The organism is Streptomyces sp. NPDC088124 (assembly GCF_040685895.1).
Taxonomy (GTDB): domain Bacteria; phylum Actinomycetota; class Actinomycetes; order Streptomycetales; family Streptomycetaceae; genus Streptomyces.
Genome location: NZ_JBFBJB010000030.1, coordinates 102,007 through 114,187, shown reverse-complemented (window position 1 = coordinate 114,187; position 12,181 = coordinate 102,007). Strand labels below are relative to the sequence as shown.

8 protein-coding genes and 2 pseudogenes are annotated in these 12,181 nt (G+C 67.4%); 4 read left to right on the top strand and 6 right to left on the bottom strand.

Annotated features, from left to right (window positions below; genetic code table 11):
• Positions 1 to 95: 95 nt before the first annotated feature.
• A pseudogene (locus AB0P17_RS24745) lies at positions 96 to 773 on the bottom strand (thiopeptide-type bacteriocin biosynthesis protein); the annotation flags it as partial.
• A gap of 24 nt (positions 774 to 797) precedes the next feature.
• Positions 798 to 1,424 (bottom strand): annotated as a pseudogene (locus AB0P17_RS24740) (lanthionine synthetase LanC family protein); the annotation flags it as partial.
• 85 nt (positions 1,425 to 1,509) lie between these two features.
• Between AB0P17_RS24740 and AB0P17_RS24735 the strand changes: the two are divergent.
• From AB0P17_RS24735 to AB0P17_RS24720, 4 genes are all read left to right on the top strand, one after another.
• Positions 1,510 to 2,694 carry a tyrosine-type recombinase/integrase gene (locus tag AB0P17_RS24735; RefSeq protein ID WP_365814086.1) on the top strand — a complete coding sequence of 395 codons (1,185 nt, stop codon included), beginning with the start codon at positions 1,510 to 1,512 and terminating at the stop codon, positions 2,692 to 2,694.
• Positions 2,691 to 5,219 carry a tyrosine-type recombinase/integrase gene (locus tag AB0P17_RS24730; protein WP_365814085.1) on the top strand — a complete coding sequence of 843 codons (2,529 nt, stop codon included), beginning with the start codon at positions 2,691 to 2,693 and terminating at the stop codon, positions 5,217 to 5,219. Before AB0P17_RS24735 ends, AB0P17_RS24730 begins: the two co-directional genes overlap by 4 nt.
• Entirely contained in the window at positions 5,216 to 5,788 is a 573-nt protein-coding gene (locus AB0P17_RS24725; protein WP_365814084.1) for a DUF6262 family protein, read from the top strand. The genes AB0P17_RS24730 and AB0P17_RS24725 overlap by 4 nt, the downstream gene beginning before the upstream one ends.
• Positions 5,789 to 6,283: 495 nt before the next feature.
• Positions 6,284 to 6,460 carry a hypothetical protein gene (locus AB0P17_RS24720; protein WP_365814083.1) on the top strand — a complete coding sequence of 59 codons (177 nt, stop codon included), beginning with the start codon at positions 6,284 to 6,286 and terminating at the stop codon, positions 6,458 to 6,460.
• Between the two features lie 42 nt (positions 6,461 to 6,502).
• Here AB0P17_RS24720 and AB0P17_RS24715 read toward each other — a convergent pair whose 3' ends face one another.
• The 4 genes from AB0P17_RS24715 to AB0P17_RS24700 form a co-directional block, all read right to left on the bottom strand.
• Positions 6,503 to 6,883 (bottom strand): hypothetical protein, encoded by a 381-nt coding sequence (locus AB0P17_RS24715; RefSeq protein ID WP_365814082.1) that lies wholly within the window; start codon positions 6,881 to 6,883, stop codon positions 6,503 to 6,505.
• 18 nt (positions 6,884 to 6,901) lie between these two features.
• Positions 6,902 to 7,951: a caspase family protein gene (locus AB0P17_RS24710; RefSeq protein ID WP_365814081.1), complete on the bottom strand. Its 1,050-nt coding sequence runs from the start codon at positions 7,949 to 7,951 to the stop codon at positions 6,902 to 6,904.
• Positions 7,952 to 8,401: 450 nt separating this feature from the next.
• Positions 8,402 to 9,067 carry a lanthionine synthetase LanC family protein gene (locus AB0P17_RS24705; protein ID WP_365814080.1) on the bottom strand — a complete coding sequence of 222 codons (666 nt, stop codon included), beginning with the start codon at positions 9,065 to 9,067 and terminating at the stop codon, positions 8,402 to 8,404.
• Positions 9,057 to 12,125, bottom strand: a complete 3,069-nt coding sequence (locus AB0P17_RS24700) for a lantibiotic dehydratase (protein ID WP_365814079.1) — start codon at positions 12,123 to 12,125, stop codon at positions 9,057 to 9,059. Before AB0P17_RS24700 ends, AB0P17_RS24705 begins: the two co-directional genes overlap by 11 nt.
• Positions 12,126 to 12,181 lie beyond the last annotated feature (56 nt).

The window sequence follows — 12,181 nt, the reverse complement described above, 5'->3', positions numbered from 1 at the left end:
GCCGTGCCGCGTCAGCTCGAAGCGTCGACGAGGTAGGCCGACTCCAGCAAGATCAATCTCAACGGCACTTTCTGTACCGCAACTACTCACACCCGGAGAACGGCTCTCAGCCCGCGGGTGATTCCTGCACTCGTGGCAAGGCCGGCGAGGACCGCGCCGGTCCGCTCGAAGGCGTCCACCCATCGGGTATGTCCGGCGATCGGGCCCCCGGGGTGGCACAGGGTCATGGTGCTGGCGGTCATGAGCGTGCGCATCGCCGGGACCAGAGTGGCGGTCCCATCCGGGGAGATCGGTCCCGTGGCAGGGCGGAGGGCGGCGTACTTTGCCCAGACGTCGCCCTGCTCGAACCAGTCCAGACCAGCGGCCCGCATCATCGCACTTGCCAGGAGAACGGCAGTCTCCCGGCGGCCGAGGCGACCCGGGCCAGGCGAATATGTGAGCAGGTGCCAGCAGTCGGCGTGAAACAGCTCATGTGCCGCTTCCATGGCGTACTGGCCGCCGAACGCTTCCGTCTCGGGCTCGTAGATGCCGGGCAGCCAGGAGCAGACGACGCCGTCGCCGACCAGATCACTCAGGAGCTGTTCGACGAGCGGTGACGGCTCGGGCGCGCGGTAACGCAGGGGCCAAGGTTGCTTGTTCATGAACCACCAGCCGCTGACCTGTCCAGCTTGTTCGGCCGCGAACAGCGCAGGGCCGAGACGGTCGGTGATGGCGCGCTGTGCGCTCTTGCGGTCCGTGAAGACGACGTTGTGCTGGTGCCAGTCCTGGGGCATGACGCGTCCTTCGGTCGGCGGTGGTCAGTTAATGAGGAGGCAGGCGTCCCATGCGGTGCGCGGCGAAGTCGGGGTAGCGGGCGCCAGGAGCGCAAGGGCGATGCCCGCGGCGCCGTCGAGGAACCCCGGCCCGGGTTCGGTCACCACGGTGGCCGCGGCGGCTGCCGGGTCGGTGCCTGGTGGGCAGATTGCGGCGAGAAGCGCTGGGATGACGGCTTGGAACCGTCCGACGGTTGAGGGGTGGGCGGCGTCGGCGGTCCGGGCGGCGATGTGCGCAAGGCCAGCGAAACCGTGGCACAGGCCCTTGTCCGTGGTGGCCTTGAGCTGTGCGGAGTCGGTGAGGGCGGCTATGAGCCCGTTCTCCGCGGCGATACGACGGGGGCTGTCGCCCAGGGCGAGGGCGGCGAGTTGCTGGGCACGGGCCAGGCCAGCGGTGCCGTAGCACCACGACGGTCTCCGGGGCGCGGACGGGGTGAGTCGGTCGCCGCGAAGTTCAGTCCGGGTGACCCAGTACGGCCAGGCCGGGCCGTGATCGGTCTCCTTCTGCCAGCGGTCCAGCCACGCGAGGATGGTGCGCATCGCGTCGTGGTGTCCGTCAACAACGGTCCCGTGCCGGGCAGCGAGTGCCAGCAGGGCGAGGACGCCGCCGATTATCTTAGGTGCTTGAAAGAGTCTCTGGCACATGAGGCATGTAGGGTGAAGACCAACGTGCCTCACAGATATCATCGGGGTTCAAGTGACGTATGGAGCCATCAGCCCGCCGCCTCGGCCGTTCCGTTCCGAGAAGGCGCTGTCCCCGGACGACGGCTCGCCAATGTGGGTCGTGGTCGATGCCGCCTATGAGTTACACCGGTACTCGTCGGCGTATCTGGCCTCCCTGCGCAGTGCGGAGGACGCGTCGGTGAACACCGAGCGGGCCTACGCTGGCCGTATCGCCCTGTACCTCTGCTACTGCGTGGATCACGGCGTCGACTGGGCTGCGCCTTCGATGCGGCACCTGGCCGGCTTCCTGAACTGGCTGGTGGATGAGCCGCTGCCGCCCAGGGGGCGGGAAGTACGAGTGGAGCCCAAGTACCGGTCCAAGGGCACCGCCAACGCCATCGTGGGCACGGTGTTCCGCTTCCTTCGGTACTGCGCGCTGCTCGACGACAGCCCGGTGTCCGCCGACCTGGCCACGAAGCTGTACGAGCCGAAGCAGCTGCGGTACGCGCCGCCGGGGTACGACCGGGGCGAGGAGGGCCAGTTCTCGACAGTCAACGTCAAGACCATCAAGTTCAAGATCGTGGTCCCTGGCTACGAGTATCTGACGGATGAGGAGATCCGGCAGGTCCTCGACTGCACGGTGCACTCTCGCGACCGCCTGCTGATCGCCCTCCTGGCAGTTACCGGCATCCGCATCGGCGAGGCCCTGGGGCTGCGCCGGGAGGACATGCATCTGCTGGCCAGTTCGAAGGTGCTGGGCTGCGCGGTTGCCGGGCCGCACATCCATGTCAGGCGTCGGCAGAACGCCAACGGAGCCCTGTCCAAGACCCGCAAGACCCGCTGGGTCCCGGTGGGCGAGGACATCGGCAGTCTGTACGCGGACTACCAGTGGGAACGCGACCGGGTGCCGGAAGCGGCGGACTGCGACATGGTGTTCGTCAACCTCTTCGCCGCACCGCTCGGGCAACCGATGAAGTACCCCAGCACGTATGAGCTGTTCCAGCGCCTGGCGAAGAAGGCCGGGTTCACCGCCCGCCCCCACATGCTTCGCCACTCCGCCATCACGCGCTGGCGCCGTGAGGGCAAACCCGACTACCTGATCATGGATATGGCGGGGCACGTGTCGCGGCAGTCCTTGGACCAGTACACGCACGCGAGCGACCAGGAGAAACGCGACGCCGTGAACCACGTCGCCACCCCCGGGAAGGTTCGCCCGTGACCGTCGCAGTCGTTCCGGCCCAGCCCCGGAAACTGAACCGCCGTCCCGACGATGCCCAGGCCGTTGCCGCATGGGCCGAGTGGCTCCGTGGAGGACTCGACCCCGGCTGGCGTCCCGGCGAATGGAATGCGGACGTGCTGCTGTTCGTCGGTGACCCGCACAACCCGCGGACAAGCGTCGCAGTCTGCCGGATCGTCGGCTGCGGGGCGACCATGATGAATCCGGGCTACTGCAAGCCCTGCCGCGACGCCTACCGCGAGAGCGGCATGACCAAAGAGGAGTTCGAGGCGACCTACACACGGACGATCCGTCGCGTCGCCGCGCATCGCAGTCTCGCCACGTGCGCGGTATCCGCGTGCCCCAGGGACGCCTTCGCCCTGGGGTTGTGTCTGACCCACTACCGCGGATGGGCGAAGGCCAAGAAGCGGTCCGAAGCCGACATGCCGGAGTGGGTGGCGCGTCAGAAGCCGTTGGGTGCCGCAGAACGGTGCCGAGTTCCGGGATGTTCAAGGGAGAGGTCCCAGAACAACGGCCTGTGTCGCACACACCACAGGCAGTGGCGGCTCCAGGCCAGCCAGGCCGACCTCGTCGGAGACGGGAGCGCGGCTGCCGCGCGGTGGGCCGAGCGTCAGTCGCCGTTTCTGGCCGCCCACATGTTCTCGCTCGCTCCGCTGTCTGCGGTGGCGCGGCTGGAGATTCTCTACGTTCTCCAGCAGCGTGACGCACGCGGGCAGAATCTCTCTCCGCAGGCGGTAAGGGGCGTCGTCGGCTTGTTGGCCGGCCTGCCGAGCATCGCCCTGGCGGGAGAGACATTCCCGGATCCCTCCCAAGCAGGTTACGAGGGGACAGCGTCGCTCCTGAGCGGGGTGCGGTGGGACATCGCGACCGGCTTCGACCAGTTCCGGGGGGTTGACCCCGCCCGGAAACTGGTCTGGGATCTGCGTACCGTCAGCCAGGCGATCCCCTCCCTCAAGAAGACCCAGAGCGCTCTTCGCAATCCCAGTTCCCTCGACTTCGGTGAGATCCGCCAGGCGTGGTTGCGGGAACTCGTGATGCACTGGGCCCGCACCGCGAACCCCAACAGCAAGGATCTCCGAGAACACCACTGGGCGTGCGTCATCGCCTCACGCGCCCTGGAACTGCGACCGGGCGGCGGCGACGATCCGGGCAAGCTCCAGTTCTCGGACGTGACCGCGATCGTCGACGCGTTCCGGACGGCCCGGGGCAGGCAGGGCAACGTCTATGCCTCCACCACGCTGATCAAGAGAGCCGCCCAGTTCTTCGACCTCCTGGACTTCGGGCGCCGCGAGGGGGTACTGGATGACCTGTCCTCGCGCTTCGTCCGTCATCCGGACCATCACACGATCAAGAAGGTCGACGAGAACGACGAGGAGATCGGCAAGGCCATCCCCGAACCGGTGATCCGCCAGCTCGACCAGCACGTCAACCTGCTCGGCAAGGACTTCCCCTACGGGGAGCTTCCTCCCGAGGCCGTTAACGCGATGCTTCGCACGGCCTATGTGGTCCTGCGGGACACCGGTCGGCGCCCCGCCGAGGTCGCCGGACTCGACCTGGACTGCCTGGAGTTCGACAACGGCGAGTACCAGCTCATCTGGCACAACATGAAAGGCCGACGACGGCGACGGCGCCTGCCGGTCCACCAGCAGACCGTGGACGCCATCAAGGACTGGCAGGAGATCCGGGCCGGGCTGGACCTGCCGGACAACAGCGCGGAACATCTCTTCCCGGCCATCACCAACCGCTACCATCACCTCGACACGGGATACCTCTCGCGGTTCATCCGGTCGTGGGCCGACTCGATTCCGGCGCTGGACTCCGAGGAACTGGGGCGTGACGGTACGCCGTTGCCGTTCGACCGGACCAAGATCTTCCCCTACGCCTTCCGGCATACCTTCTGCCAGCGCTACGCGGACGCCGGTGTCCCCCTTCACGTCCTGCAAGCGCTCATGGACCACAGATCGGCAGATACCACGGCCGCGTATTACCAGGTGTCGAAGAAGATGAAGCGCGAGGCGGTGGACACCCTGCGGGTCCTCGCGATCGACCGGCAGGGCAACTCCGAGCCCATGGGCTCGGCGACAGCATACGAGCTGCGGTCGGTCGCCGTGCTCTGGGGCAACTGCGTCGAGCCGTCCAACGTGAAGGCCGGAGGCAATGCCTGCCCGATCCGCTTCCAGTGCTCCGGCTGCGGCTCCTACCGCCCCGACCCCTCACACCTGCCCGCCATCGAGGACCAGGTCCGCAGCCTGAAGGCCAATCTGGAGCTGGCCCGCGCGATGGGCGCGGCCGACTACACGATCAAGGGCATGGAAGGCGAGATCGCGGACTACCTGAACGTGATCAAGAAGATGAAGGCGAAGATGGAGTCCATGCCCGACGAGGAACGCCACGAGGTCGAAGAGGCCAGCAAGATCTTGCGGCGCCTGCGCGCCGGCTCCGCTGCCTTGGGACCGGTCGCCCTGCCCATGCCCGTCGTCCGCCCTGCCGACGAGGCCGGGGCGTGACCGCCAAGCGCACCCCCGCCGACGTGCTCCGCGAGGCCAGGAAGAAGGACAGCCTGGCCAAACGGGCGAAGGTCCTCGCCGTCATGAACGACATGAAGGCCAAGGGCGAGCCCATCACGTTCCTCGGCGTCGCCAAGGCCGCCCAGGTGTCGAACTGGCTCGTCTACGCCGAGGGCGTGCGCGAGCACATCGAGGCCGCGCGCAAGGCCCAGACCGGAGGCAAGGTTCGGGAGCGCAAGACCGGTGCCGTCGCCAGCTCGGCGAGTATGGCGACCGACCTGGAACTGGCTCGCGCCGAGCTCCGGGCCCTGAGGGAGGAGCGGGACCGGCTCAAGGCCGCCGTTCAGCGCGGCCTTGGACAGCAAGTCGGACAAGCAGGCCAAGCTGAGCTCGTCTCCCGCATCAACGAACTCATTGCGGCCAACCAGGAGCTCGCCTACAAGCTGGCCCGCGCCGAAGCGGACCGAGACGGCCTGCAGTCCTCGCTCACCGAGGCCCAGGACGACCTGATCTCTGCCCGGCAGGCCCTGCGGAACATGATGCGCGAGCAGAACCGCCCCAGCGAGTGACGGCTCGATGCCGGGCGGCGATGGTCAGGATGAAAGTTGCGGCCGGTAGATGTCCTGCTATCCGGTTCTGGGCCGACGGAGCGCGCCAGCGGCGAGTGGCGTCTGCACCAGGGGCGGGATCTCACCTCTTTGCTATTACATCGAGCACGGCCTTAATCACGACACGGCGGGCAAGGAGCGCCTCGGCTGCTTCCGGAGCGCGTTCCCAGGAGTCGCGCCAGCCGATCTGAGGATCGAGTGCCTTGTTTTCGAGGAGGTCCACGAGGTAGGCGAGGTCTGGAACCGAGCTGCCGCAGCACCCGCAGCGCGGTGACACCTGCTGCCGGAAGTGCGCTCGCGGAGGCAAGGTCGACGGAGTCGGGAACAACGGCAAGCTCTGCGGTGCCAGCGGCGCGGCGACCTGGCCGAGTCCCGGGGGACCGGCTCAAGGCGGCCCTTCAGCTGCAGCTCGGCGAGCAACTCGACCAGGTCGGGGCAGCGGATTTGGTGGCGCGGGTGGACGAGCTGACCCGCCAGCACGCGGAACTGACCGCGGAGCGGGACACGCTGCAGCGGGAGAAGACCGAGCTGGAGGAACGTCTGGCCGAGGCTGAGGAAGATCTTGCCGCGGTTCGTTCCAGCCTCCGCAGAATGATCCGTGCGGAAAACGATGGAACGAAATCGACCGCCTGAACCTCAAGTGGGAAACCATGCTGGGGCCCATCCACGCGCCAGTTACTGGCTGCCATCGCCATCTTCGTCGTCAGCAGCTGCCGATCGAAGGAGGGAAATGAGACGCCGGATCTCAGCGTCGTCTTCCGCGCCTGTAATGGTGATTGAAGTGTCACCGACCTGCAGCCGAAATCCGCCCGCCCGCACCCCACCTCTGGAATCAATATAGTTGCGAATTACCTGAAATGTGGCAGGGAGCCCCAGGAGAGTGGTCACGGTCAGAGTCAGCCAGTCAAGGCCGTCCCCCAGCATTCCTTCATCCACTTTTCCATCCCGCCGAACACTCCCCACTTCTCGCATTTCAGGAGCACGCTTAAGGAAAACTCGAAGCCCATCGGGCACTTTTTCCCCGGATGCTCCATAGATTCTGATCTCGGTTGCCATTCTCAAATACCCCACGTCTCAGTCGATCCACGGATTTCGCATCAGCGGGAGTTCAGTGGCGCTCATGTTACTCCGACTGTGCGGAACTGGCTTGCATACCCTTTTAAGGTGTCGAACCAGGGAGTTCGCAGTAAGAAAATCAGGCCCATCGGGGATGCCCTCTGAAAGGGCCCGGATCAGCTGGCCGGTGAAAGTTGTGTACTTCTCGCCCGAGGGTGATCCCGATCCACTGAACGCACCAGACGACGTAATGACGTACGACCCCTCGATCGCCGCAGCCCCAGCCACGTCGCCCTCAGAGAGGTCCTGGATCGCGCTTCCGCTATAGCAGCTATCTAGAATCGCCAGCCGGACTGGGGTATCGGTATCCGCGATCTGGCCACGGATTGCGTCGAATGGAAACTGCGTCCACGAGCGATCCGGGATGGAGTTACTCAACGCAAGCATCAGGTCGAGGTTGCGCTCATGAGTCCATCCATGCCCTGCATAATAGAAGAATAGGCCACCCTTGGCATCGGCGGCCAAACTTGCCGCCCGTTCAATCGCGTCATGAATGATGCGCGGATTGTCTGGGTTTTCAACGGGCACGATGTTCTCGACGGGAACCCCGAAGCGCTCGTTTAGTAGCTGTGAAAGACGCGATACATTGTTGGCAACGGACGGCCTGTTGAGTTCTCGAAGAGTGTACTGAGACACCCCAACCAAGACCGCTGCCCCCCTCTGCCAGATTGGATCGAATCTCGGAACATCGAATCGGCTATGCAATGTCGATCGTGCCACGCTGTTCTGCCCGGGCATCGATTTTCCGAATTCGATTCGGGACCGCGCCTTAGCCTTCGAGCTAACATCGTCCGCCTCCTGCTGGAGGAATTCTTCCTCGGCCTTTTTGATGCGCTTCTTGATTTCTCTGCGCTTGGCGAGTTCCCATGGCAAGGTTCCTTCCAAGTCGGCTTTCAAATGGGCCAACGTATGGAAGGTAATTCTCGACTTGCGATCGTTCGCGTTAGTGGCTGACTCGCTCCGGTCCGCGTTACGTTCGCTCGGATCCGAGTCTTGATGCTCAGGCATGCCCCTCCCCGTCCTCGGTTCTGCCAGAATCATTTTGTCAGAAGTCAGTGGTCGAACGAGGGACGTTCGGCCCTGCGGTTGCGCACCCGCAAACAAGGACGGGGACAGCCGGTGACCGCCGCCAGGACTCCGGCCCAGGTCCGGCCAGAGTCTCGAACTGGCTGGTCTGCTCGGCCGGGATGCGCAAGCACATCGAGGAGGCCCGCAAGAGCCTGCGGGTGGATAGCAACTTTCAGCAGGACCCCACTTTCTACCTCCTCGGCCAGGAGGCGTCCTCCGACATCGGGTTCGTCCTCGCCCCCAAAATCGATCTCCTCAAGAGCCAGGCCAGCAGCGGCAAGGCGTTCCTCCGCGCTCATGCGCGCCGGCTCAGATGGCACAACTCCAACTACGTGCCTAATGTCCCTGTCAGCAATACAGCGCTCTCACCAGTACAGAGACTTGAGAACCCTAGATAACCGCGATGCCGTGGGCCATGCCGAAGTTCCCGTGGCCCCCGGGGTAGTCGGGGCTGACTTCGCCGTTGGGTGCCACACCGGTCCACCACGGCGGGAGTCCGTGCTCCTGGGGGCGGGGTTCGGTCAGGCGTACGAGGTAGGCGAGGACGTCTGCGGTGATCGGGTGGTCTGGGTGGCGTTTGAGGTGGTAGGCGCCCAGCCCCGCCAGGCCGCGGATCACGTCGAATTCCTTCATCGCCGGGGCCTCGCCGCTGTCGATGCGGGTGTGGGCCTGGGTCAGGCGTCGGCGGGTGACGGTGATCGTGGCGTCGTCCAGCTTCTTCAGGGCGCGCTGGTATCGGCCGGAGTCCCCTGCGGCGGCGTTCATGGCGAATGCCAGGGCCGGGGCTCCCATGTAGAGGCTGGCGTTCGCGGCTGCGGTCAGATCACCAGCAGCGGCCGCGGTCAGCCAGGTGTGCACGGTGTCCCAGTCGCCCCGGCCGCAGTGGGCGCGTTCGATGTGGAGCAGGGCGATGCCCGCGGCGCCGCCCGCCAGGGACTGCGGCCACGTCCGCCCGCCCGGCGGTGCCGCGTTCCAGGCGGTGCGCGGATCGGACAACTCTTCGGCCAGCGTATCGGCCAGGGCCAGAGCCTGCGGTATCGGCCGGTCAACGGTCATGTAGTGCCCCCCTGGTTGCGCGGGCGGTCCAGCTGAGGGCCGCGGCGCGGGCCAGGTGTACGCAGCGGCGTTCGGCCTCCATGTCGAGGCCGGCCATACGGGTGTGGTGCAGGTGCAGCAGCTCCGGCAGCACGACCGTTGCCGTGCCCTCTCCCGTGGCCGGGAGGGCACGGCGGTAGGCGGCCAGCGCGTCGCGCCGCCGCGTCCACCGGTCGATGACCTCCCCTCCCCCGGGCTGACTGGCCAGGGCGGCGCGGTCGTAGGGGTTGGCCAGGGTGATCGCCTGGTCGTACCGGCCGCGGCCTGGTGCGGTGCCGGTAGTCCGGGAGCAGTCGATGAGCCACCGCATGGCCTCACCCGGGGTGCTGAAGAAGCCGATGGTGAGATCGAGCATGCTGGCTGCGGTCAGGGCCCGTCGATCGGGCCCGTCCTTGGCCGCGCAGGCGGCCAGTTGTGCGACAGCGGTCTCGGAGTCAGCCTCGAAGTATGCCTCGGCGGCCTCCCACGCCTGGGTGCCTCCGAAGCGGGGGGTCTCGGGGAAGTCGGTGTCCCACTGCACCCGGGCCAGGAGCCCGGCCTGGCGCAGCCGCCTGGTCCAAGATCCCATCGCCGCGGCGGCGTCAGCGTACCGGCCGTCGGGGACGGTCAGGCGCAGACGCAGGTGATCGTCGGAGTCGCGGTAGGGCAGGAACCACCACCGCACCTCGCCGCCCGGCAGGTCGCGCAACCGGTCGAGCAGTTCCGGCAGATGGTGGGTGAGGATGCCGGCGTGGCGGTCGTGGTCCGCGTAGAGCTTGATGAAGAACCGCCCGTCGCAGCCGGGCAGGCGACCGTGCTCGCGCACCGCCACCGGGGCGGTGTGCAGCCAGTACGGCGCCTTGGCAGGGGGGATGGTGGTACTGAGGGGAATGACGACTTCGTGGGAGTGCCCGTCGGCCCACCCCGCGTCGGCTGCACTCTCGGCGCGCAGAACCGCCGTGGCGTCGCGCCGCATCTGAGTGTGCAGCAGGGCCCGGTGTGAGGGTTCGCTCAGATCCAGGCGGAGGCGCTGGTCACCGTCACCCAGGTAGACGGTGCTCGGAACTGCGGCCATCTCGCGCCATGCGGACAGGGACCGGTCCCAATGCCCCCAGTCGGCTGCGGGGTCGGGGAGGTCGGTTGCGGTGAGTCGCCAGCGGGCCGGGGACAGAATCGTGCGCCCGTAGCGCAGGGCAGGCACGAACGGCAGGCTGGCGGCTGCTCCCCAGTCGAAGGTGGTACACGGGACACTCAGCGCGTTGGTGGCTTCGGTGAGGAACCGCACCAGCGGACGGATGCGGCGGGTCGGCTCCACCGCGTTCATGGTCACGAACTGAAGCGGCCGGCGCCGCGAGATCGATATCAAGTACAGGCGGTGGGCGTCCGCAGTGACTGCGATGTCCTCCACGGGCACCAGATCCGTACCGCCGGGGTCGTGGCACTCGCCGAGGCGAACGGCGGCGGGCATCACCTGCGGGGTCCGGGCGACGTTCTCGGTGCTGACATACAGCGGAGGCGCACAGGCCTGGACATTCAGCGCGTTCTCGGTCGCGGTGGATACCGACGCGTACACCGCCGCCATCCGCTCCCGTTCTCCCGGGTCGAGCAGGCTCAGGAATCTGCCGCTCGTCGTCCCGGCGGACCGCGACACCCCGACAACCGCCAGCGTGAACTCCCCCGTGTCCAGAGCCCGTACGCTGCGGGACCCGATGCGTACAGTCAGTTCCGTCGTCGGCTGGATGCGTTTCTCCGGGCCGACCTTCTCGGCGAGGTCGGTGACCATGGTGTCGTCCAGCACGAGTTCGCGGCAGCGGCGCAGGGCCGCGTTCTGCGCGAGCGTCAAGAGCTTGGTGTCCCGCTCGCTCAGTGCGGCGGGGGCCGCGGCGGCTGGGCCGCCGAGGAAACCGGCCGGGTATCCCAGGCCCGTGCCGCTGTCCACAACGTGCATGAGCGGCACTACGGCGCGGGGACCGTAGCGCTCCAGGAAACGGCTGTGCCAGGCCGCCCAGCCGGGGGAGAGCGCGGGACGGCCCGAGAGCCGGACGAGCGCGGTGGCCGCCCGCGCGGCCTCCGCCGCGACCGCGGCGGGGAGCGTCACGTCCGCGTCAAGACGCAGATCGACCGACAGCAGCGGTCCGGCCGCCGGGCTGAAGTCGCGCATCACCGCAGTGATTTCAGCGCGTTCGGCCTGGGCGATCGTCGGGTCGGTGGTGGTGTCGTGCCGCGCCAGCGCGCGGGTGATCTCGCGCAGCTTCACCGCCGGCTCGGCGGCTTCGGCGGTGCCCTCGGTGCCGAGGACCGTCAGCACATGGGCGAGCGGGTCTGTCACCGACATCGCCGGGCGGAGGTTCGTGATGAGAAACCGCTGGGCGATCAGGCCCGCCAGGAGCCGGTTGACGGTCGGGGCGGGAACGTGGGGGAAGTCGGCGGCCAGTTTGGCCGCGAGATCCGCGGTGCCGATGGGGGCACGGGCCGCGTCCAGCGCCGCCTTGACGGGTGTAGTGAGGCGGACCTGCACGTGTGCCGGTGCACCGCCGCCGCTGCCCGCGGGCCGGTGTTCCAGCACCATCTGACCGTCCCGCTCCACCGCGAGCGGATGAGCCTGGACTGTTAAGCGGAGCTGGAGCACCCGGTCGGCTTCCAGCCGTTCGATCACCGTCGCCAGCCAGGTGGCATCCGCTCTGGCGACAGCCTGGTGCCCCGTGCCGACGCGCACTGCCGCCGCGCCGCCGATGCGGGCCGGCGCTACTCCGGCGAAGAGGCCGAAGGGAGTAGCCCGGCTCGAAGCGCGCAGCACATAGCGCATGAGGGCGACCACCACTTTGCGGACGGCCGGCTCCGGCAGCTGCCGTCCCTCACAGATCTGCTGGACGCGGTGTGCCAGCACTGGGCTGGCCTGCTCCACCGCAGCGGCGAAGCCGGGGACCTGCAGGGTCTCCTCCAGCCACGGCCGCCACGATGCCGGGCCGTCGCAGTCGCCGGTCAGGTCGGGCCAGAACCGGATGCGGCGATCCGGTGGCCAGACCGCTGCACGCAGCATGGCCGCATCGATGTACTCGTACACCAGCCACCCCTATCGCCTCGTGGTGCCCGGCC